We start from the raw sequence: 21,400 nt of genomic DNA, 5'->3' as shown, positions 1-21,400 counted from the left end.
CATTAAACAAATTTAATTTCATGTCAAGAAGAAACGCTGCAGAAAAAAGACCTGTTCTGCCTGATCCTCAGTTCAATAATCGTTTGGCAAGTATGATGGTCCACCGATTGATGAAGCACGGTAAGAAATCAACAGCCCAAAGAATTCTTTCTGATGCCTTTGGTTTGATTAATGAACGAACTGGATCAGACCCGATTGAATTATTTGAAACAGCAGTGAAAAATGTCACACCTCTTGTTGAAGTTAGAGCTAGAAGAGTTGGTGGAGCTACATATCAAGTTCCAATGGAGGTTCGTCAAGAAAGAGGGACTGCAATGGCACTCAGATGGTTGGTAAATTTCTCAAGATCAAGAAATGGTAGAAGCATGGCTCAAAAACTTGCTGGGGAGCTTATGGATGCAGCTAATGAAGCTGGAAATGCAGTGAGGAAGAGGGAAGAGACCCATAAGATGGCCGAAGCAAATAAAGCTTTTGCTCATTATCGCTATTGATTTAATTCAAATTTTTCTATTTAAATCCTCAAAATATTTCTTTTTTAGCATGCTTAGTTGTAGAGTCCATGCGCATTTTAAAGCCCTTTAGTCGGAGTATTTTCTGTGGCACGCGCCTTTCCTTTGGAACGAGTTAGAAATATCGGGATTGCTGCACATATTGATGCTGGTAAAACCACTTGTACTGAAAGAATACTTTTCTATTCAGGTGTTGTTCATAAGATGGGAGAGGTTCATGATGGTGCCGCAGTCACCGATTGGATGGCTCAAGAGAGAGAGAGAGGAATTACTATTACCGCTGCGGCGATTTCGACTACATGGGACGATCATCGTATAAACATCATCGATACGCCAGGACACGTTGACTTCACAATTGAAGTTGAGCGCTCAATGAGAGTTCTCGATGGTGTAATTGCTGTCTTTTGCGCGGTTGGTGGCGTGCAGCCTCAATCTGAAACAGTTTGGCGTCAAGCCGACAGGTATTCAGTACCTAGGATGGTATTTGTCAATAAAATGGATAGAACTGGAGCGGATTTCCTTAAAGTCCATGGTCAAATCAAAGATAGATTAAAAGCAAATGCAGTTCCAATTCAGCTACCTATTGGAGCCGAAAATGACTTGAAAGGCATTATTGATCTCGTGGAAAATAAAGCATATATCTATAAAGATGATCTTGGAAAAGATATTGAGCAGACAGATGTTCCATCAGACATGGTTGATTTAGTATCTGATTGGCGATCAAAATTAATGGAGTCGATAGCTGAAACTGAGGAAGAATTGCTTGAGGCGTTTCTGGAAAATGGTGAGTTAACAATTGAACAACTCAAAACTGGAATAAGGGAAGGTGTTCTTAAACATGGTTTGGTTCCAATGTTATGCGGATCAGCTTTTAAAAATAAAGGGGTTCAGTTATTACTTGATGCAGTAGTTAATTATCTTCCTGCTCCTGTTGATGTACCTCCCATACAGGGGTTGCTACCGAATGGAAAAGAAGCTGTCAGACCTTCCGACGATAGCGCTCCATTTAGCGCTCTTGCATTCAAGGTAATGGCTGATCCATATGGCAAATTGACTTTTGTTCGAATGTATTCAGGTGTCCTTGAAAAAGGAAGTTATGTTCTCAACTCAACTAAGGATGCGAAAGAGAGAATATCTAGGTTGATAATTTTGAAAGCTGATGACCGTGAGGAAGTCGATGAATTAAGAGCTGGGGATCTTGGTGCTGTACTTGGCCTGAAAAATACAACAACTGGAGACACTTTATGCGCGTCCGAAGAGGCAATTGTTCTCGAAACTCTTTATATTCCTGAACCAGTCATTTCAGTTGCGGTAGAACCCAAAACTAAGAGTGATATGGAAAAGTTAGGCAAAGCGCTTACATCTCTTTCTGAGGAAGATCCAACATTCAGAGTCAGTACTGATCAAGAGACGAATCAAACTGTAATTGCAGGTATGGGTGAACTTCACTTAGAGATTTTGGTGGATCGTATGTTGAGAGAATTTAAGGTAGAGGCAAATATTGGAGCACCTCAAGTTTCATATAGAGAAACGATTAGAGCCAGTTCATCAGGGGAAGGAAAGTTTGCGAGACAAACAGGAGGTAAAGGGCAGTATGGACATGTTGTTATTGAAGTTGAGCCAGGTGAACCAGGAACTGGTTTTGAGTTTATTAATAAAATTGTCGGTGGATCTGTTCCAAAAGAATATATAAAACCTGCTGAATCAGGAATGAAAGAAACATGTGAATCTGGTGTTATTGCTGGCTATCCTTTAATTGATGTAAAAGTTACATTGGTTGATGGCTCCTATCATGATGTTGACTCATCAGAGATGGCTTTCAAGATTGCTGGCTCTATGGCTTTCAAAGATGGAATCAAGAAGTGCAATCCTGTCCTTCTAGAACCTATGATGAAAGTTGAGGTAGAAGTGCCTGAGGACTTCCTAGGCTCTATAATTGGAGATCTGTCCTCTAGACGAGGTCAGGTTGAAGGTCAATCTATCGACGATGGACAATCCAAAGTCCAGGCAAAAGTGCCATTAGCCGAAATGTTTGGCTATGCCACTCAACTCCGATCAATGACTCAAGGTCGGGGTATTTTCTCAATGGAGTTCAGCACCTACGAGGAAGTTCCTCGTAATGTTGCTGAAGCAATTATCTCCAAGAATCAGGGCAATTCCTGATCTCTAAAATTTACTAACCAATCCCCGATTCTTTAAAAAAAATGGCTCGCGAGAAGTTTGAGAGGAACAAACCTCACGTCAACATAGGTACTATTGGCCACGTTGACCATGGCAAAACAACACTGACTGCTGCAATTACAAAGGTTTTAGCCAAGAAAGGTCAAGCCGAAGCGCAAGATTACGCAGAAATTGATGGAGCTCCTGAAGAGCGTGAGCGCGGTATCACAATCAACACCGCTCACGTTGAATATGAGACTGATGGTAGGCATTATGCTCATGTTGATTGTCCAGGTCACGCTGATTATGTAAAAAACATGATCACAGGTGCTGCTCAGATGGACGGTGCAATTCTTGTTGTAGCAGCTACCGATGGAGCAATGGCACAAACAAAAGAACATATTCTTTTGGCCAAGCAGGTTGGCGTGCCTGCATTGGTTGTTGCACTAAATAAATGTGACATGGTCGATGATGAAGAAATGATAGAACTTGTAGAAATGGAGATTCGCGAACTCCTAACTAGTTATGACTTCCCTGGCGATGACATACCTGTTGTGCAAGTTTCAGGATTAAAAGCTATTGAAGGAGAAGCAGATTGGGAGACAAAAATAGATGAATTGATGACTGCTGTTGATTCTTCAATTCCAGAACCGGAACGTGAAATTGATAAGCCTTTCCTTATGGCTGTTGAAGACGTTTTCTCAATTACTGGTCGTGGAACTGTTGCCACTGGCCGAATTGAAAGAGGAAAAGTAACAGTTGGAGAGGAGGTTGAAATTGTAGGTATCAGAGATACGAGACTTACAACCGTTACCGGAGTAGAAATGTTTAGAAAGCTTCTTGATGAAGGTATGGCTGGAGATAATGTTGGACTTCTATTGAGAGGTATTCAAAAAGAAGATATTGAAAGAGGGATGGTTCTTGTCAAAAAAGGCTCCATTACTCCCCATACTAAATTTGAGGGTGAGGTTTATGTGTTGAAAAAAGAAGAGGGCGGCCGCCATACCCCTTTCTTTGCTGGTTATCGACCTCAGTTCTATATACGTACAACTGATGTAACAGGTCAAATTACGGCATTCACCTCTGATGATGGAAGCAATGTTGAAATGGTTATGCCTGGGGACAGAATAAAAATGACAGGTGAATTGATATCTCCTGTAGCTATCGAACAAGGAATGAGATTCGCAATTCGAGAAGGTGGACGTACTATTGGTGCGGGAGTGGTTTCTAAAATTATTGCGTAATCATTATGAGGATGACTTGTAATTTATTCAGGTCATCCTCTAGATTAATTAATCAATGAACTAATTAGTTCATATCAAAAAGAACCTCGAAAATTTAATTAACTTTTGGTAAACCCATTATGTCAACCGCAATAGCACAGCAAAAAATACGCATACGCCTAAAGGCTTTTGATAGAAGAATGCTTGATTTATCTTGCGACAAAATAATTGAGACTGCTGATACAACAGCTGCTTCAGCAATAGGGCCTATTCCTCTTCCAACAAAAAGAAAAATTTATTGTGTTCTTCGTTCGCCTCATGTTGATAAAGATTCAAGAGAGCATTTTGAAACAAGAACACACAGACGAATTATTGATATTTACAGCCCTTCTGCGAAGACTATTGACGCTCTAATGAAGTTGGATCTTCCAAGCGGAGTTGATATAGAAGTTAAGCTCTAGGTCTTTTTCTCTCAAACCAGAGATTGATTATCTAGGATATGTGTAATTAGGAATACCCATTTGAGCGAACTTTCAGTTAGGGAGCTAGCAATTTTTCCGTTGCCTGAGGTTGTGCTTTTTCCTCAGGAGTACTTGCCACTTCATATTTTTGAGACTCGTTACAGACTTATGCTTAAATCTGTTTTGCAGTCGGATAGCCGTTTTGGAGTTGTTAGATGGGATCCCACATCAAAAAAAATGGCAGATGTTGGTTGTTGTGCTGAGATTATCAAGCATCAAACTTCCCAAGATGGTAGAAGTAATATTGTCACTATTGGGCAGCAAAGATTTCGAATTTTAGAAATTATTAGTGAAACCCCTTTTATTAATGCCTTAGTTAGTTGGGTTGATGATGATAAAATATCAGATCAAAAAAAATTATTGGAACTTAAGGATTCCGTCACCACTGCTCTGAGAGATGTAGTTTCACTTACTTCAAAGTTAACTGAATCTGAGAAAGAACTTCCTGACTCTTTGCCTGAGATTCCCAGAGAGTTGTCTTTTTGGATAGCTGCTCACCTTGGAGGTCCAGTAGCTAGTGAACAGCAGAATTTATTAGAATTAACAAATACATATCACCGATTGGAAAGAGAATATGAACTTCTTGATCACACAAGAAGACAATTAGCTGCTAGAACTGCTTTGAAAGATACCTTTTCAAACGCTGATCAAACCAACAATTAATTATGCAATGGATATTGATTTTTATATTTAGTGTTTTCTTGCTAATAATATTAAGTACTCAATGGCTCAGAAAAAATCGCAAATATGAGTCTGTTAATAGCGTTGCATCCTCATATGATTCCTGGACTAATGACCGTCTATTAGAAAAACTCTGGGGTGAGCACATTCACCTTGGCTTTTATGAAAAACCAAGAATAAAAAAAGACTTTAGAAAAGCTAAGGTTGATTTTGTTCATGAGTTGGTTCGTTGGAGCGGTTTGGATAAGTTACCAAAAGGCTCGAGGATATTAGATGTAGGATGTGGAATAGGCGGAAGTTCAAGAATATTATCTAATGATTATGGATTTGACGTAATTGGTATTTCCATAAGTCATGAACAAATTAAAAGAGCAAATGAATTAACAGCCAATAAGGATTTTTGTCGTTTTGAAGTAATGAATGCGCTTGATTTGAAGTTTGAGAAAGGGAGCTTTGACGGGGTGTGGAGTGTTGAGGCTGGGCCTCATATTGCCGACAAACAAACTTTTGCAGATGAGATGCTCAGAGTCCTTCGACCTGGCGGGGTTTTAGCAATTGCTGATTGGAATAAAAGAGATTCCACAAAACATCCCTTAAATTTATTTGAAAAGTTAATCATGAATCAATTATTAATTCAATGGACCCATCCTGAATTTTCAAGTATCGAAGGATTTAAAAAAAACTTGTTAAATAGTCCTTATTGTGGAAGTTCTGTAGAGTCTTCCAATTGGACAAAATATACAATTCAATCTTGGAATGAATCAATATATGAAGGTTTTAGAAGACCTTCATCTATATTGAAATTAGGTTTCAGATCTTTTATAAAGGCATTTAGAGAAATACCAACGATACTAATGATGAGATGGTCTTTCTCAAGAGGTTTAATGAGGTTCGGTGTATTTAAATCAAGAGGATAGATTACTCAGCTTCTGAAGCGAAATAACATCCAAAATTTACTATTTGATTGCAAAGTGGAGATAACTCTTTAGTGATTTTTTCAAAGTCTTTTTTATTGGAATGATTTAAATCAAGATCTATGAAAAATATATATTCGCCCAGTTCTCTTTTAGAGGGTCGAGATTCAATTCTACTCATATTCAGACCAAGATTAGCAATGCAATTTAATGCTTTTAGTAATGCACCTGGACTATTTGACTTAAGGGAAAAAGCCAAACTTGCTTTATTTCCATCTACTTTATTATTGTTTTTACTTAGAAGAACGAATCTGGTGCAATTGCCTTCAATATCATTAATAGGGTAAGCCAGAATATTTAGTTCTTGACTTGCATCTTTTGATGCTATCGCAGCTCTAAATGAGCTACCTTTCACCATTCGGATGGCTTCTGCTGTTGAATTCGTTGGCAAATGAACGGCATTTGGAATATTGTCATTTAACCATTGACTGCATTGAGCTATAGCCTGAGGATGGGAAAGGACCTCTGAAATAGTTGAAATTGATCCGCTACTCATTAATGAGTGTTGGATAGGTAGGACGAGAGCTCTGTGAATAAATAGATTTTTATTTCTCCATAAAGAATCTAATGTTGTGGTAACACCACCTTCTACTGAATTTTCAATTGGTACAACGGCTGCTTCACAAAGATTGTTTGCAAGATTATCTACCACAGACCTTAACCCTTTGCATGGTGAGAACTCTGGCGAATCAAGCTTTTCTAAGGCTGCCAGAGCTTTTGCAGCTTTCTCAGCGTATGTTCCTTTAGGCCCAAGGTAGGCCACTCGAGTTGACATTAGATAAAAAAAATGGGGTAGATGCCGATAAGATCAAGATGAGCAAGTTTTTGATAATGGCTCTTGCCTTTAAAGCACGACAAAAGATTGATCTAGTTGTTCAAGATAATGCGGAGCAACTTCCTGATTATCTCTTACAACAGGAACGAGTTGTAGGAGCAATGCTTGATCCTGAAAAATTGACTTCTTTGGGGCCAGGTAGCTTCAAGTACGAAGTCACAAGTTTTAAGGTCTTTCAACTTCAAATAAATCCAATAGTATCAATAGGTGTAGAAAATACTGATAGAAAAATCAGAATGTACGTTACTGAAAGCCATTTAGATGGTTTAGGGTTTGTTGATGACTTTGACTTAACTTTGGATGCAATTCTTGAAGCAAAGCCATCAGGTCTTGAAGGTGAAGCTCTTTTAGGTGTAACAGTCAGTCAGCCGCAGCTATTGAGATTAATCCCTCCTAAAATGCTCGAGTCAACTGGGCAATCAATATTAAATGGAATTTTGTTAGGAATTAAGGCAAGGGTTGGGAAACAGCTCATAGTTGATTTTAATAATTGGTGTAAAGAAAATTAGTTACAAATAAATATCAATCTATTTCTAATCTGGAGAGAAAACTTTTTCTATGGAGTTTGGATACACCAGCCTTAATTAGGTTTTTCCTATGTATTTCAGTTCCATACCCCTTGTTTTTCTCGAGTCCATACGCCCTGAATTTGCGAGCTAGACGTATCATTAATTCATCTCTTGCTTCTTTGGCTAGAACACTTGCAGCAGCAATTGAGGGGAAATGACTTTCTCCTCGAACTTGTGTTTTTTGTTTTCCTGACCACAAACGGTTAGGTAATATACCATCCACCAGAAGTAGGTTTGGTGGTGATGAAAATTTTTCTAATGCTCTTAGCATTGCTTTTTCGGTAGCCTCTCTGATGCCGATACTGTCAATTTCTCTTGCCGAAGCCTGTCCTATAGACCAAGCGATTGAGTTTTTTTTAATTAAAGGAACTAAGTTATATCTTTGATGAGGACTTAATTTTTTACTGTCCCTCAATCCCTTACTTAAGAGCGTTGTTTCGTTCGCTTTGCTCAATATTACAGCTCCAGCAAAAACAGGACCAAATAAACAACCTTTCCCTACTTCATCAATTCCTGCAATTAGAGATTCCTTGGCTTCCATTTTTAAGAAGAAGCTGATGATCTTCTTCTTTTTCGCCTTGGGTCCTCATTAACTTCTTTTGATTCGGTGTCACTTAATTCATTTTTTTCGTCATCTAAAGCTACATTTGTATCGCGCTCATTGAGATTTTCGGTTTCTTCAGGATTTGTTGAATTGTGTTCCTCAAGATTGGTGCTTTTAAAACGAATAATATCTTTATTATCCGGGTTGGATTTGGCACTGGAAATGTTAGTTTTATTTTGTTTTTCTTCTTTATTAATTACTTTTTTTTCTTCTCCTATCTCATCTCCAGGTCTGATGATATTAACTGTGTAGTTTTCAGTTAGCGGAGGTTCTTCTAAAAGTAGTATAGGATCTAATCCCATTGAACTGTATACTAACTCTTCGTTCTTATTCATATTAATATTAAGTATAATCTTTTCTTTTCTGTTGTTGTTGTTATCTGCAATAGCATCTTCTTCAATGGTGTCTGAGGAGATAGATATTAAACTATTAGTCGTTAATTTATTCTCTTCGTTACTCAAGCTCGCGTCTATTTCGTTTGATTTATTTAAGCGTTTCTTTTTGATATTATTTTCTTGTAATGATTGTATTTCATTCTCGACAATTAAAGTTGAGCTGATTACTCCAGCTTCAGAAGAGATTGTTAGGTTTTTTTCTTGAATTGTTATATTTGGAAGATGCCCTTCTCCCTGGCAGTTAGTACAAGTTTTCCCAAACAATTCATATATATTTTGCCCTTGTCTTTTTCTGGTTAACTCAACAAGTCCAAGTTCTGTAAGCTGAGCAATTTGTGGTCGTGCTGAGTCTCCATTCATAGCAGATGTGAAATGTTCTAATAATTGAAGTTGATCTCTTCTTGTATCCATATCTATAAAATCAATAATAATTACCCCACCTATATTCCTTAATTTTAATTGTCTTGCTATTTCAATTGCTGCTTCACAATTAGTCCATAAAACTGTTTCTCTAGAATTTGCAGAACGAGTAAATGAGCCTGAATTAACATCAATGACTGTTAAAGCCTCGGTTGGTTCTATTATGATGTAACCACCAGATGGCAGTTCAACTCTTGGCTTTAAAGCATCAGTAATTGCAGCGATTACTCTGTATTTTTCTAAGATATTTTGTGATTCACTATGTAGCTCTATTACTAATTCCTTAGCATCCTTGCCAAGGAAATTTTTAACACGACCAACTGCTTCAGGATTATCAACGACTATATGGTTAACATTTTGGCTTGTATGATCTCTAAGAATTCTATGAATAAAATCTTCATCTCTATTTAAAAGAATTGGAGGAGTGCAATTTTCAGAGGCTTGTTGAATAAGTTCCCATTGTTTAAGAAGATTTTCAAGGTCATCTATTAAAAATTCTTCAGAAATATCTTGCGCTTCTGTCCTGATTAGAAGGCCAGTACTTGGTGGCTTAACTAGGACTCCTAATGCTCTAAGTCGATTCCTTTCACTTTCGCTGTTTATTCTTCTTGAAATATTTACACCTTGTCCATAAGGTTGAAGCACAAGATATCTACCTGGGAGAGCCAAGTTACCGGTTAATCTAGGACCTTTGGTTCCAGTAGGCTCTTTCATTACTTGCACTAAAACCTTTTGCCTTGGTTCTAGTAACTCTGTTATTCCTGCAGTAGCTTTTTTTAATCTAAGTGGTCCAAGATCATTTACATGAATAAAACCATTTTTTTCACTTTCTCCAATATTGACAAAAGCTGCATCTATTCCTGGAAGAACATTTTCAACTGTTCCTAAGAAAACATCTCCTATCTGGTAGCTACCTTGAGCTACGATTAATTCATCTATTCTCTCATCAGTGAGCAGAGCGGCAATTCGTAATTGCTCAGCAATGACAATTTGCTGGGGCATATATGATTTTGAGCTTTTTCAAGCTATTAAAAATTGAACAGCAGAAAACTGCATTATTAAGTTGTGAATTTTTGAACGCCTAAGAAACTTAAAGAGATTTTTGTTACTGTTCGAATTGGGAATTAAATATATTCCGGTAAATTTCTGGATTTGCCAGAGTTTAATCTAGTTGTCTCTTTAAGATTACTGACGTTAACTAAGCAAAAAAAGTCTTAAACCTTTTTGCAAAGTTATGATCATCTTATCACAGTATTACTTTTTAGATCTTATCGATTTGCATCTGTGGCCCCATGACATAATTTGTTCTTAATTATTGAATCGTCTACCTTTGATTATATGAAGGTGTCTAAGGGATTATCCTTAAAGAAATCTGGGTGATTTTTACGTGGTTCAAGTTAATGCTGATTACCTGAAATTAAAGGCAGGTTATCTTTTTCCAGAAATTTCTAGAAGAATTAAGGATTTTAAAGCTAATAATCCAGCGGCTGATTTAATCCGCTTAGGAATTGGTGATGTAACAGAACCTCTGCCCTTGGCTTGTCGCGAAGCAATGAAGGCGGCCATTGATGAGATGGGAACTGAGCAGGGCTTTAGAGGTTATGGCCCTGAGCAAGGGTATCAATGGCTTCGAGAGGCTATCTCGAAAAATGATTATTTATCTCGTGGTTGTGAAATTACAGCAGAAGAAATCTTTGTTTCGGACGGGTCCAAATGCGACAGCAGTAATATTTTAGATATTCTTGGGAAGGAAAATAAAATAGCAGTCACTGATCCTGTTTATCCAGTTTATGTCGACACTAATGTGATGGCTGGGAGGACAGGAGAAGCAAATTTAAGAGGTGAATATGATGGTTTAAATTATATTCCAATTACTTCAGAAAATGCTTTTGAGGCAGTAATACCAAAAGAAAAATTCGATTTAATTTATCTTTGTTTCCCTAATAACCCAACTGGGGCAGTCGCCACTAAAGAACAACTAGCCTCCTGGGTCCAATACGCAAAGGAAAATAATTCTTTGATTCTTTTTGATGCGGCTTATGAGGCTTTCATACAAGATGATTCAATACCACATTCGATTTATGAAATTCAAGGAGCTAAAGATTGTGCAATTGAGTTTCGTTCATTTTCGAAAAATGCAGGTTTTACTGGAACAAGATGTGCTTTTACAGTTATTCCTAGGTCTTTAAAAGGTAAAGCAGCTCAAAACGAAGTTGACTTGTGGTCTCTATGGAATCGTCGTCAAAGTACTAAATTCAATGGCGTAAGTTATATAGTTCAGAGAGGGGCTGAAGCGGTTTATTCCAAAGAAGGAAAAGCCCAAACTAAAAGATTGGTAAATTTTTATATGGATAATGCTCAAATTATCAAAACAAATTTAACTTCTGCCGGGTTTCAAGTATTTGGTGCAGTCAATGCTCCATATGCATGGATAAAAACTCCAAATAAAAAGAGTTCCTGGGATTTCTTTGACTTCTTACTTCAAAAAGCAAATGTGGTTGGGACTCCGGGAAGTGGCTTTGGAGCTGCGGGGGAGGGCTATTTTAGATTGTCTGCATTTAACAGTAGAGAAAATGTTGAAAAAGCAATGGAAAGGATCGTAAAATTGTGATACATATTCTCATGGTAAGTTCCTTTTCGAGAGCTATTCATGTCGGCAGTTTAATTATGGTTGACTCTGCAAATCAAACTGATGGAGACACTGCTGTTATTGATCGCGAAGTTCAGCGAGTACGAAAAGTATCTCCTAAATACAAGGTTTTACTTCATAATGATCCAGTGAATACAATGGATTATGTGGTTGAAACTTTAAGACAAGTAGTTCCTCAATTAAGTGAACAAGATGCTCTGAATATTATGTTGGAAACACATAATAATGGCATTGGACTTGTTATCGTTTGTGACTTAGAACCTGCTGAATTTTATTGTGAATCTTTAAAGTCAAAAGGTCTAACAAGCACAATAGAATTAGAAAACTGAAATTCTCCATACACATATTTTGGAATAGATGGTTGCATCAGAAAATGCAATTTGTTCCAACATTTAGTTTGTTTTTTTTTCTATATCCTTTGGGATGGTTTATTAGTCATTTTTTTTACTTAATTAAAAGTGATATTAGTTCAAATGATTTAAGTATTATAGGTACTTTAATAACATTCTCTCTGTTTTTAATCCTTCTACCTAGTTGGGGTAAAATTAGATGGAAAACTAATAATCTATGGCGATCTATAGGATTAGATTTTAGAAATAAATTTAGAGCACTAAAAATATTTTCTAGTGGATTTATATTTTCATTTTTTCTGTTATTAATTTTTTCTCTATTTTTTTTCTTGTTCGGTTGGATTGATAGCATTGCCTACATAAAAGGTGGTGCATTACTTAACGCAATATTATTGATAGTGGGCATTGGTTTTGCTGAAGAGCTAGTTTTTCGAGGATGGTTATTAGAGGAAATGGTTCTTTTGTTTGGCTTGAGGAAAGGAATTATTGTCCAATCTGCAATTTTCAGTCTCGCCCACTATCGATCTGATATTGGTTTATTAGCTTTAATTCCTTTTCTGACTGGTCTTTTTCTTTTTGGAATAGCCCTAACTTTAAGAAGAACTATTGATCAAGGATCATTGTTGGGCTGTATCGGTTTGCATGGTGGATTGGTTGGAATTTGGCATCTATTTGATTCGGGAATGGTCGTTTTTGCTATTGATACTCCTTATTTTTTGCTTGGGCCAAGCAAGGAGATGGTTAACCCAATTGGTAGCGTGATAGGTATAACATTTTTGTTAATCATTATATTTTTTCAACGAAAGTTTTTTGCAAGAACTGGACGATTTTTAGCCTTGACAGTTAAGGCTTCATCTAAAGATGAAACCCCATAATCTCTCTCTAATAAGTTCATAACTGTTCTGCCGAAATCGTTTGGATGTGTGTCGAAGGCCTCTAGACAAACCCTTCCGAACTCTTTACCCATTGGCTCTGGATTCCAGAGGAGTTTCCTAGCAGTCCAAGGCATTAAACTCATAGGATTATAACCAGGCTTTAATAAACCATTTTTTAATCCATATTCTTCTAATAATGTATGAGGCTGCAGTCCTATGAAAAATATGGATGGCTCAACAATATCAGCTCCAAAAATCTTTTCTAATTCTCTATGGTAAGCAACTGTTTGTCTTATCGTTTCTGGACGCTCGTCAATAACATTGAACGAATAATTTACTGAAACGTTTGCTTTAAAACCTGCTTTAGCTAGAAGTTCGCAATTTTTCAAAACTGTTTTTAAGTTGTATCCCATTCTCATTTTTCTGACAAGCTCTTGCGAGCCAGATGTTATTCCAATTTCGAAATAGCTCATACCTGTTCGAACCATTAATTCAGCTAATTCTTCGTCTAAATTGTCAGCTCTTATGTATGCGGCCCAATGAATATCCTGCAACCCTTCATCATAGATAGCTTGAAGAATATCTTTAGCGTTTTGAATGTGTCCTCTGGAAGGTATGAATTGGGCATCAGTAAACCAAAAGCCACGAACACCATAGTTGTATAATTGTTTAATTTCTTTAATAACTTCACTTACAGGATTAATCCTTACTTTCTTACCCTCAATAACAGTATAAATGCAATAACAACAGTTATGAGGACAACCCCTCTTGGTTTGTACTCCAATATAGAAATCTCCTCCGTCTAAATACCATTTAAATTCAGGCCAGATAGATTGAATGTATTTATAATCACATGCTGTTTTAATGATATTACTTGGTTTCTCATGAATAAGTTTTTCTCTAGGTGATTCTCCAACCACAAAACATCTCTCATCCGTAATTGATTCATTTCTAATTAATTTTTCTATTAATAACTCTCCTTCTCCTAAAGAAATAATAGTGCCTTTTGGGAGTGAATTTTTAAGTTGATTATAAAAAACACTAACAGCACCTCCACCTAATATTGCATTTGCATTTGGCTTAAATTTCTTTGCATATTTTAATCCCTTTTTTATTAATTTTTGGTTTCTCCATATTTCTCCGTAATGAGTTTTCATTAGTTGAAAGCCACCGAAGGCGCCTCGAATTTTCTTTAGAGGATTTCGAGCATAAAAGACTTCAAAAGAATTTTGTAATGGGTTACCACCTCTTCCATCTACAGGAGCATATATTTGTATATCTCTCCATGAAAAAACGATTAATGAGGGATGAAAATTTTTAATACTATTTATTAATATTCTTTCGACATCGAATATTGGTAAAGATGCTAAGTCTACGATTAATTGTTCAATTTCTGGGAAACACTTATGAATATGATCAGCTAAATAAATTGGTCCAATTGGGAAAATTGGATTACAAGGTAATCTGACATACAAGACCTTAACCTCTGATTTGGGTCCATGAATTTTTAACTCAGAAGTCAAATTTGCTTTCATCAGAACATCTATTAACAGTAAAAATAATCATCTAGAGATAAACACTAACAATTTGTTGACCTTTTTGATTGAAAATTAGATTAATGGTAAAAAGGGAGAAAATTCAATTTCATTCAAAATCGAATCAAAACGTAGTTGTAGAAGTCATTTTGACATTTTTCTGCTACTAGTAGGATAAAAATTTAAATGCAATGAAAAGTTTTTTCATGGATTTTTTAATCGATATTGATCAATTGCTTTAAAAAACAAAAAATAGATCAGACTAAACAAATAGATTTCATGCTTGGATTATGAATCCTCCAATGACTTTGATCATATACATCCTTAGCGGCGCTACTCTAGGAAGTTTGATGCTGTTAAGTGGAATTCCTGCAGCTCCACTTCTGGGATCGATTTTGGCGGCAGGTTTTTTAAGTATAAGTGGTCAATTTGAACCTGCTCAATGGCCCATAGGTACAAAAACTTTACTTGGAATTGGCGTAGGGACTGTTATTGGTACTGGCATTAATCGAGATACTCTTTCAGAGTTACAAACGCTATGGAAGCCGGCTATTTTAATTACTATTACTTTAATTCTTACAGGTCTTTGTGTTGGATTGCTTGTAGTCCGTTTATTTGGAATTGATCCTTTAATAGCCCTTTTAGGTTCTGCGCCTGGAGGAACACTTGGTATGAGTCTTGTTGGTGCTGAGCTTGGAGTAGGAGCTGCAGTGGCTGCAATTCATGCTTTTAGATTGATAACTGTTTTATTAATTACTCCTGCTGTTGTTAAGTATTTAGCGCCTATTTTTAATGTAAATGTTAATTAGATATTGGTAATGAAAACTCAGTAAAAATGATTGATTAACCCTTTTTTAAACTATAAAATTTTCCAAACAGAGTTTGCAGGTATTTTAGGCGCTTTATATTTATCTAAAGGTTCTGTAGTACTGATGCGCCATTCAGGGACGCGACATTGCACATAAGCTGGATTGTGAATAAGTACTCCTGGATTCGCATCTTTTTTGTAGGTAAAACCTCCTTTCCATACTCCTCCTTCTTGGAGTGAACCTTTAAACCAAACCCAACAATTTTCTTTTTCCATTTGATAAAGCTCAAAAAGTCTAAATATCTAAGTGTTTGTAATCTTTGATCTTTTGTTTATCTTCTTCTGCTTCTCCGCCTTTGTTGCAATTTACGCTTATATTTTTCAACAGGAGTTTCATGATGACGCAATCGCTTTAATTCTCCAAAGATGCCGGCTTTGGAAACTTGACGTTTAAAACGGCGAAGTGCTGATTCAATGCCTTCGTTTTCTCCAACAGTTACTTGTGTCAAAAAGATAAAAAATTCTATCTGATAATTTTACAGGACGATAAAGCATATTTTTGTTTTGACCTTTTTGGGAGAAAAAGATCTAGAATATTTTTTGAATTATCCAAATAGCTTTCTTCAAGTTTTGCTTATTAGCCAAATTATTGAGGTTTCCCCTTTTCGGACCATTCATTATTACTTCTTAGGTCCGTTAACCAATGACTATTTACATAGGGAATCTCTCGTTTGATGCTGAGGTAGAAGATATTGTTGGGGTTTTTAGCAGTTATGGCGAAGTTACTAATTGTAAGCTGCCGTTAGAAAGGGAGACAGGAAGAAAAAGGGGTTTCGCTTTTGTTGATATGGGCGATGATGATCAAGAACAAAAAGCAATCGATGATCTTCAAGACGTTGAATGGATGGGTAGAGCTATAAGAGTTACAAAAGCTAGACCTAAAAACAATTAATCAGATATTGAGTGAATTTTGCTATCTCTCTGCTGGCAAACTTGGCAGAACCCAATTTGATTTAAATTTTAATTAATTTTAGATTTCAGTCTATTAGCTCTTTAAGCATTTTCTCAAATTAATGCTGTAATGATAAGAAGTAAAGAGCAATGCCTTTTTAAATGGTTTACTCAGCAATTCCTTTCTCAACAATCACATTTGGCGGATTTAACCCTTTGGCTGCAATTGCAGGTCTAGTGATCTTTTTTCAGATCTCTCAAATTTACTATTATGGATTACCTGAGAATGAACCCACAGTTGAACTGTCTGATTCGGGCTCTTATAGATATCTTCAAAAACAATTTATTGGTGTTCAAATAGTCACTGCCCTTATTGCTGCCTCAGTTATGCTCGCAGGTCCTGATAAGATATTTTTCCCTTTTAAATATTTTTAAATTACAGTTAAATTTATTTTAAGTTTTAAAAAGGCAGCTAATTTAGCTGCCTTGTTTCTTAATGAAAGATTAAACTTAAATTAAAAATAATTTAAAGTAAGTAAAATCAATAATTTTTTTGATTAGCTTGTTTCGTCTTGGGATTATCACTTTGTTCATGATAAACATCAATCTATTAGATTGATGTTTTAATACTTTATATACTTAATTTCTTATGAAACTAAATCTTAAAAATTCTACTAATTCTCACAAGATAGTTAATGGAAATCAAAAGATTATTCAAGGTGAAAGTGTTAAAAATAATAATTACTTTTATCCTGATGGACATCGTATTACTCATCAAATGAGATGGTTTAAAGGGAGTAAAGAAAGAGGTTTAAAGTCTAATAGTGCTAACTAAAAAGAAGAATGATTAATAATTATTTTATATAAAAATCAAATGAGACAAACTAAAAGAAACAACAAAGTCAAGCCTGACCCCTATGAAGATGTTGTGAGTTTAGAACAACTTGATCCTTATGAATCCTTAATTAAGAAAAAATTATTTCTAAAAGAAAATAATAAAACTGTTGCATAATATAAATTACTTTATTTAATTATCTTCTCAGATTGATTTTTATATTTATTAAAAAGCCTCCTGTTTAATTTAGGAGGCTTTTTGATTAGATTTTAAGTTAAATTTAGAAGCTAAATGCAGTTTCAACAACAACACCTGTGTCGTCATCACCAGTACTTGTATCTTCAACAGTGAAGAAACCTGGAGTAAGTGTAACGTTATCGTTCAATGAATAAGTGTAAGAAACTTCAAATCCTGTTGAATCTAAAGAATCACTACCATCAACATCAGTTGAGTTGTAAGCAGCACTTAATGTTCCAGGACCAACTTCATAGTCAACACCAACGAACAAGTCAGTTGCATCAGCTCCTGTTTCTGGATCTGTTGTGTCATAAGCAACGCTGAATGTTGCATCAATTGATTCTGGGCTGTAGTAGATACCACCACCAAATGTGTCGTATCCAGCTGTTCCGCCTTCGCCGTCGTTAGAAGCGATTACAAGACCGCCACCAAAACCGTCGCCGTTATAGCCAAGTGTAAAAGTTGAAACATCATCGCCATCATCAGCACCGATTCCTACTGTAGAAGAAGAACCACCAACAGAAACGAAACTTACAGAAGCAACTACGCCGTTGTCATTAGAGTAAGCAACAGCAACTCCAGGACCAGTTTCGTTACCAGCTAGAGAATAAGGCATTGCGCCTAGTCTGAAAGCGTCTGAATAAGCAGAGGTTGTTGCGGCAACAACATCATCCTGATCAACCAAAGGTCCAACAGTTACTGAAAGATCTCCTACAGGGAAGGCATAAAATAGAGACTGAACATCTAGGTCACCTGTCTCAGCACTATCCATGCTTGCAAGTGGACCACTAGCATTACCAGCTACGATACCTGCAGAGAAAAGATCTTCACCAGTAAAGCTAGAGTTAACATCTAGTGTATATGCATACTGCATATAAAGTTCTTCTTCTGAATCAGATGTTCCGCCATCTGCAACTGAACCAGTTGTGAAAACAGCTGAACCAGAAAGAGTTGTTGTTGATGAAAATGCAGTATCTGCATTAGCTGCAAGTGGAGCCATTAGGCCCAAAGCAGCTGGAGCTACCAGCAAACGCTGAAAAAGCTTCATAGTGTCCTCACACAAATTATGAACAATTCATTTTTATGGTTAACAATTTAATTTGATGTAGTAGAAAATACATTATCAGATATATAAACGTCATAACGAATACATTCAAAAATTCTAATTTTCGATATTTTTAAGTTAATTGATTAATATTTTTTTAGTCATTATATTTCTTATTTGGCAACAATTAATCTTGTGAACTTTAGAGTATTTTGTAAACATTTATTGGATTTATGAAAATTGAGGGAATTACCTTTTTCTGATCAATCATTTTCTATTGAGTTAGCCTCTGGGCGTAAAGAAGAAATAAGCCATTCTCAGACAACAGCAGAAACACTTGAAAGTTTACTCAGGAATATCCTCTCTTCTGATGAAACTAGCTGATTATTTTCTATTCGATTAAGTATATTTTGTATTCGAATTCTTGTTGTAGTAGAAATCATGAATTTTTATTTTTTAACTAAGCAGACCTTAATTGTTAGTTCGCAATGAACTCTTTTAGAATTGTTTTACATTTAAAACTTTATTTTTTGTATAAGAAAGTACAAATACTTTTTTATTTATTTGTTTTAATTCCAAAAAATAATTTGTATGTTTATGGTCGAGTTCTCTTATAAAAACATCACCTCAAGCATGGTCATACTGAAATGCATTGGACCGGATAGATTTTTTATTGAAAGAGCTATTTTCCCTCAAGAAGTGTTTTCATCAATGGCTCCAGAAGGGTCTCAGCTTGAAATTTGGGGGATAGAGTCTTATGGGCCAAATTTAGAGCAAAGACTAAGAGTATCTGCTTCTACGGCAGAGGATCCAGTGGCAGCTTAGTTTTTTAACGATTCCATTATTAAAGTAATAGATATCTTTGTGCAAGTGGTAGCGATTCAACTGGTTCACAAGTTAAAAGCTCTCCGTTGGCAAAAACTTCGTATGTTTGAGGGTCAACTTCTATTTTTGGTCTTGCATCATTGAGTTTCATTGATTGTTTAGATATTTTTCTTGTGTCTTTAACGGCAGCATAAGGACGTTCTAATTTGAGTTGCGCTGGTATACCAGCGTCTATTGCGATCTCACTTAAGAAAGTAAGGCAAGTAGGATTCATCCCCTTTCCAAAAGAAGAAAACATTGGGTGACCATATACTGGTTGAGGAGTAGGAATGGAGGCATTTGCATCTCCCATTTGAGCCAATGCTATGGATCCACCTTTGATTACTAAGTCATGGCTAGATCAAGCATTAAAAAAAACTTTTGGTTGAAGCAATGGTTGAAAATTTTAAATCTATCCCTGCAATAGCGATAACTTTTTCGAACATAAAAAAATTAAACTCATAACTTACGATAATTTTTAGAGATAGTTAGCTAGTGGATTGTTTGTGTTATTTCATGGCCTTTTGGTTTTAGATCATCTAGGAGTAGCTCTTCATGGCATAGGTGAAATTTTTTTGCGCCTTGGGCTATTAAGCAGAAAGCATGGGACTTGGTTTTTATAGCTTTTTTATTTGGTGCATTTGATCTTTGGGGTACTTTAAAAATAGGCTTTAATTAGAAAGACAATTAGTCTAAATATTCTTATGGTTTGAAATCTGGGAGGGAGGTCAAAACCCTTCCCAGTAGTTGTGACCTCCTTACAGAAAACTTTGGAACGGCTTTTCTGATATGACAGTTATAGCTATTTTAGGTAAAAGTTAAGACTTAATTTATACCAAATTAAAAATTCATCAATAATCAATTGAAGTTATAAATTTATTTAAGTAGTTCCTAATCAGATAGAATTTTTTTGTTTAACTTTTTTTAATTCGTGCATGCTCTCTATTTGTTGGTATATAGATTGAAGTTGGTCGCAAATATGCTCAGTATTTTCTACTTTTTGTAATCTAAGTAGCATTTTCTCTATTTGCTCCTTGCATTCTAAAAAGACATGACAATAGATTGTCCCTGGCTCATATTGCATATTTAAAATGAAAAGAAGTTATTTTAAGTGAATTTATTAATTAAAAAAACTGTATTTATTAATTCCAAATACTCAAATTATATTAATTAATTATTTTAAAAATGATTAATTAATATAATATAATCTTACATTATACATTTAATGGAAATAAGTTTTTTAGTTACTGATTAACCCATCTCGGCTTTCATGGCTTCATGGATCCTCTTGCTCATGATTTCATGACCACAATATTGCAGATGTATCTCTTGTGACCCCTTGGCGGGTTTAGTTTGTGTGTACTTTAGTCCTCGGTAAGTTAGCTCAGCCATTGATGTAATTTCCATTGTTCAAGTCCCCGTTCCATGGCTTGAATCTAACTGCGACTCAAATTGAGCTGAACGTCGTTTGATGATACACAATACTATCCCAATCTGTTGAAGTCTCTTCAAAAATTATTATCAATCTAGATCTGAACTTCTGATTCATTGAAGAATTAGAGGGAATTAGATTTAATTTAAATTACCAATGAGAGGATCAGAGGATCTTATGAAATGAATAAAGAGGTAATTTACGACCTAGCCAGTCTAGAAATGTATGAATCTCTTGAGCCGGCATTGATCCATCCTGTCGCAATTGTTTTTGGATGAGTTTTATTGACTCGGCCTCTATGTATATGAGTAAGACCAGCTGGGAAAATAACTAGTTTTCCTCGTTCAGCAGTCTCATGATATTCCTGCCAGTGAAATTCTGTTCCTCCTGAATCGACATCATTGCAATAAAGAATCCACGCTAGGACTCTGTGTACTGGTTCGGTTGCTTCTTCGCTAATAGTCCAGTCACAGTGCCATTTCTTAAAACCCTCTCCAGGCGCATAACGTTGTAAGTTGAATATGGGATTAACAAAGAGGGATCTTTCAGGTGCGCATTCGCTAAAAAGCGGGCGTTCTTTTAGGTATTTTTGAAGACCAGCATTGACTCCTCTTATTATCACTTCAGACAAAGCAAATGATTCTGGATCAGTTCGATCTAAAGCAACAAGGCTGATATCAGTAGAAATTTTTGCAGGATCTGAATCATTATTTTCCCCATTACTGAAGGCTATTCCATTGCGATGCAAGTCTGTGCGACGATCGAAAAACGACATCACACCATCTGCCACAGATTCAAAACCCCTATTTCTGTAGCTAGCTACTAAATTCATAGGATTTATTTTTAGGTTTTGTGTTCTCTGTATAATTTAAATCACCTGAAAGTACCATTTTAATAAAAATTTAGATATATATTCCGTTCACTCGT

Annotated in this window: 25 protein-coding genes and 3 pseudogenes; 18 read left to right on the top strand and 10 right to left on the bottom strand. The window is 35.9% G+C overall.

Going from position 1 to position 21,400, the window contains the following annotated elements; translation table 11 throughout:
* Positions 1–20 precede the first annotated feature (20 nt).
* The 6 genes from rpsG (at position 21) to AC6EIZ_RS06480 (ending at position 6,011) form a co-directional block, all read left to right on the top strand.
* Positions 21–491, top strand: a complete 471-nt coding sequence (rpsG, locus tag AC6EIZ_RS06505) for a 30S ribosomal protein S7 (RefSeq protein WP_498461533.1) — start codon at positions 21–23, stop codon at positions 489–491.
* Positions 492–596: 105 nt separating this feature from the next.
* Complete coding sequence (fusA, locus tag AC6EIZ_RS06500) at positions 597–2,672, top strand: elongation factor G (RefSeq protein WP_498509804.1); 2,076 nt, start codon at positions 597–599, stop codon at positions 2,670–2,672.
* A 41-nt stretch (positions 2,673–2,713) separates the two neighbouring features.
* Positions 2,714–3,913, top strand: coding sequence for an elongation factor Tu (gene tuf / locus AC6EIZ_RS06495; protein ID WP_498509802.1), 1,200 nt, complete (start codon positions 2,714–2,716; stop codon positions 3,911–3,913).
* 119 nt (positions 3,914–4,032) lie between these two features.
* The gene (gene rpsJ, locus AC6EIZ_RS06490) at positions 4,033–4,353 is read left to right on the top strand and encodes a 30S ribosomal protein S10 (RefSeq protein ID WP_009788866.1); all 321 of its coding nucleotides are present in this window, start codon (positions 4,033–4,035) and stop codon (positions 4,351–4,353) included.
* 60 nt (positions 4,354–4,413) lie between these two features.
* Positions 4,414–5,076 (top strand): LON peptidase substrate-binding domain-containing protein, encoded by a 663-nt coding sequence (locus tag AC6EIZ_RS06485; RefSeq protein WP_498509799.1) that lies wholly within the window; start codon positions 4,414–4,416, stop codon positions 5,074–5,076.
* A 2-nt stretch (positions 5,077–5,078) separates the two neighbouring features.
* Positions 5,079–6,011: a methyltransferase domain-containing protein gene (locus AC6EIZ_RS06480; RefSeq protein ID WP_498509797.1), complete on the top strand. Its 933-nt coding sequence runs from the start codon at positions 5,079–5,081 to the stop codon at positions 6,009–6,011.
* A gap of 1 nt (position 6,012) precedes the next feature.
* On the opposite strand, the gene pheA is transcribed toward AC6EIZ_RS06480, so the two are convergent.
* Positions 6,013–6,843, bottom strand: a complete 831-nt coding sequence (gene pheA / locus AC6EIZ_RS06475; protein ID WP_498509795.1) for a prephenate dehydratase — start codon at positions 6,841–6,843, stop codon at positions 6,013–6,015.
* A 56-nt stretch (positions 6,844–6,899) separates the two neighbouring features.
* Here pheA and AC6EIZ_RS06470 point away from each other — a divergent pair, with 56 nt between their 5' ends.
* On the top strand, positions 6,900–7,412 hold the full coding sequence (locus tag AC6EIZ_RS06470) for a DUF1997 domain-containing protein (protein WP_498509793.1): 513 nt from the start codon (positions 6,900–6,902) through the stop codon (positions 7,410–7,412).
* Between the two features lie 13 nt (positions 7,413–7,425).
* Here AC6EIZ_RS06470 and AC6EIZ_RS06465 read toward each other — a convergent pair whose 3' ends face one another.
* Both AC6EIZ_RS06465 and AC6EIZ_RS06460 read right to left on the bottom strand, forming a co-directional pair.
* Positions 7,426–8,013, bottom strand: a complete 588-nt coding sequence (locus tag AC6EIZ_RS06465) for a ribonuclease HII (RefSeq protein ID WP_498509792.1) — start codon at positions 8,011–8,013, stop codon at positions 7,426–7,428.
* Between the two features lie 2 nt (positions 8,014–8,015).
* Positions 8,016–9,893 carry an Rne/Rng family ribonuclease gene (locus tag AC6EIZ_RS06460; RefSeq protein WP_498509790.1) on the bottom strand — a complete coding sequence of 626 codons (1,878 nt, stop codon included), beginning with the start codon at positions 9,891–9,893 and terminating at the stop codon, positions 8,016–8,018.
* A gap of 385 nt (positions 9,894–10,278) precedes the next feature.
* On the opposite strand from AC6EIZ_RS06460, the gene AC6EIZ_RS06455 reads away from it, so the two are divergent.
* From AC6EIZ_RS06455 to AC6EIZ_RS06445, 3 genes are read left to right on the top strand one after another with little or no spacing between them, the layout of a single operon-like run.
* Positions 10,279–11,502: an LL-diaminopimelate aminotransferase gene (locus AC6EIZ_RS06455; RefSeq protein WP_498509789.1), complete on the top strand. Its 1,224-nt coding sequence runs from the start codon at positions 10,279–10,281 to the stop codon at positions 11,500–11,502.
* Positions 11,503–11,558: 56 nt separating this feature from the next.
* Positions 11,559–11,870, top strand: coding sequence for an ATP-dependent Clp protease adapter ClpS (gene clpS / locus AC6EIZ_RS06450; RefSeq protein WP_498509787.1), 312 nt, complete (start codon positions 11,559–11,561; stop codon positions 11,868–11,870).
* 44 nt (positions 11,871–11,914) lie between these two features.
* On the top strand, positions 11,915–12,766 hold the full coding sequence (locus AC6EIZ_RS06445; RefSeq protein ID WP_498509785.1) for a CPBP family intramembrane glutamic endopeptidase: 852 nt from the start codon (positions 11,915–11,917) through the stop codon (positions 12,764–12,766).
* Here AC6EIZ_RS06445 and AC6EIZ_RS06440 read toward each other — a convergent pair.
* Entirely contained in the window at positions 12,688–14,301 is a 1,614-nt protein-coding gene (locus AC6EIZ_RS06440) for a photosystem II high light acclimation radical SAM protein (protein ID WP_498509783.1), read from the bottom strand. The two genes, AC6EIZ_RS06445 and AC6EIZ_RS06440, sit on opposite strands and share 79 nt — an antisense overlap.
* A 290-nt stretch (positions 14,302–14,591) precedes the next feature.
* Here AC6EIZ_RS06440 and AC6EIZ_RS06435 point away from each other — a divergent pair, with 290 nt between their 5' ends.
* Complete coding sequence (locus AC6EIZ_RS06435) at positions 14,592–15,110, top strand: AbrB family transcriptional regulator (protein ID WP_498509781.1); 519 nt, start codon at positions 14,592–14,594, stop codon at positions 15,108–15,110.
* A 50-nt stretch (positions 15,111–15,160) separates the two neighbouring features.
* Here the strand turns inward: AC6EIZ_RS06435 and AC6EIZ_RS06430 are convergent, their stop codons facing one another.
* Together AC6EIZ_RS06430 and rpsU are read right to left on the bottom strand one after the other, a co-directional pair.
* A complete protein-coding gene (locus AC6EIZ_RS06430) occupies positions 15,161–15,385 on the bottom strand; it encodes a hypothetical protein (RefSeq protein WP_498509779.1) in 225 nt (74 codons plus the stop codon).
* A 56-nt stretch (positions 15,386–15,441) separates the two neighbouring features.
* Positions 15,442–15,618: a 30S ribosomal protein S21 gene (gene rpsU / locus AC6EIZ_RS06425; protein ID WP_011295405.1), complete on the bottom strand. Its 177-nt coding sequence runs from the start codon at positions 15,616–15,618 to the stop codon at positions 15,442–15,444.
* Between the two features lie 194 nt (positions 15,619–15,812).
* Between rpsU and rbp the strand changes: the two genes are divergently transcribed.
* The 4 genes from rbp (at position 15,813) to AC6EIZ_RS06405 (ending at position 17,072) form a co-directional block, all read left to right on the top strand.
* The gene (gene rbp / locus AC6EIZ_RS06420; protein WP_498509778.1) at positions 15,813–16,061 is read left to right on the top strand and encodes an RNA-binding regulator; all 249 of its coding nucleotides are present in this window, start codon (positions 15,813–15,815) and stop codon (positions 16,059–16,061) included.
* Between the two features lie 161 nt (positions 16,062–16,222).
* Positions 16,223–16,495 (top strand): hypothetical protein, encoded by a 273-nt coding sequence (locus AC6EIZ_RS06415; protein WP_498509776.1) that lies wholly within the window; start codon positions 16,223–16,225, stop codon positions 16,493–16,495.
* Between the two features lie 214 nt (positions 16,496–16,709).
* Positions 16,710–16,895, top strand: a complete 186-nt coding sequence (locus tag AC6EIZ_RS06410) for a hypothetical protein (protein WP_498509775.1) — start codon at positions 16,710–16,712, stop codon at positions 16,893–16,895.
* Positions 16,896–16,934: 39 nt separating this feature from the next.
* Entirely contained in the window at positions 16,935–17,072 is a 138-nt protein-coding gene (locus AC6EIZ_RS06405) for a hypothetical protein (protein WP_498509773.1), read from the top strand.
* Between the two features lie 103 nt (positions 17,073–17,175).
* Here AC6EIZ_RS06405 and AC6EIZ_RS06400 read toward each other — a convergent pair whose 3' ends face one another.
* A complete protein-coding gene (locus tag AC6EIZ_RS06400; RefSeq protein ID WP_498509772.1) occupies positions 17,176–18,180 on the bottom strand; it encodes a porin in 1,005 nt (334 codons plus the stop codon).
* Between the two features lie 237 nt (positions 18,181–18,417).
* Here AC6EIZ_RS06400 and AC6EIZ_RS06395 point away from each other — a divergent pair, with 237 nt between their 5' ends.
* Positions 18,418–18,561, top strand: coding sequence for a hypothetical protein (locus tag AC6EIZ_RS06395; protein WP_498513287.1), 144 nt, complete (start codon positions 18,418–18,420; stop codon positions 18,559–18,561).
* Here the strand turns inward: AC6EIZ_RS06395 and AC6EIZ_RS06390 are convergent.
* A pseudogene (locus tag AC6EIZ_RS06390) lies at positions 18,561–18,620 on the bottom strand (hypothetical protein); the annotation flags it as partial. The gene AC6EIZ_RS06395 and the pseudogene AC6EIZ_RS06390 sit on opposite strands and share 1 nt — an antisense overlap.
* 154 nt (positions 18,621–18,774) lie before the next feature.
* Here AC6EIZ_RS06390 and AC6EIZ_RS06385 point away from each other — a divergent pair.
* The gene (locus AC6EIZ_RS06385; protein WP_498509770.1) at positions 18,775–19,002 is read left to right on the top strand and encodes a DUF1830 domain-containing protein; all 228 of its coding nucleotides are present in this window, start codon (positions 18,775–18,777) and stop codon (positions 19,000–19,002) included.
* A gap of 19 nt (positions 19,003–19,021) precedes the next feature.
* Here the strand turns inward: AC6EIZ_RS06385 and ureC are convergent.
* A pseudogene (gene ureC, locus AC6EIZ_RS06380) lies at positions 19,022–19,393 on the bottom strand (urease subunit alpha); the annotation flags it as partial.
* A gap of 148 nt (positions 19,394–19,541) precedes the next feature.
* On the opposite strand from ureC, the pseudogene AC6EIZ_RS06375 reads away from it, so the two are divergent.
* Positions 19,542–19,720: pseudogene (locus tag AC6EIZ_RS06375) on the top strand (DUF8641 family protein).
* Positions 19,721–20,672: 952 nt separating this feature from the next.
* Here AC6EIZ_RS06375 and AC6EIZ_RS06370 read toward each other — a convergent pair.
* A complete protein-coding gene (locus AC6EIZ_RS06370) occupies positions 20,673–21,305 on the bottom strand; it encodes a 2OG-Fe(II) oxygenase (protein WP_498509768.1) in 633 nt (210 codons plus the stop codon).
* Between the last annotated feature and the right edge of the window lie 95 nt (positions 21,306–21,400).

Source organism: Prochlorococcus sp. G4PB16, from assembly GCF_059772465.1.
This window is presented reverse-complemented; position numbering and strand designations above follow the sequence as displayed.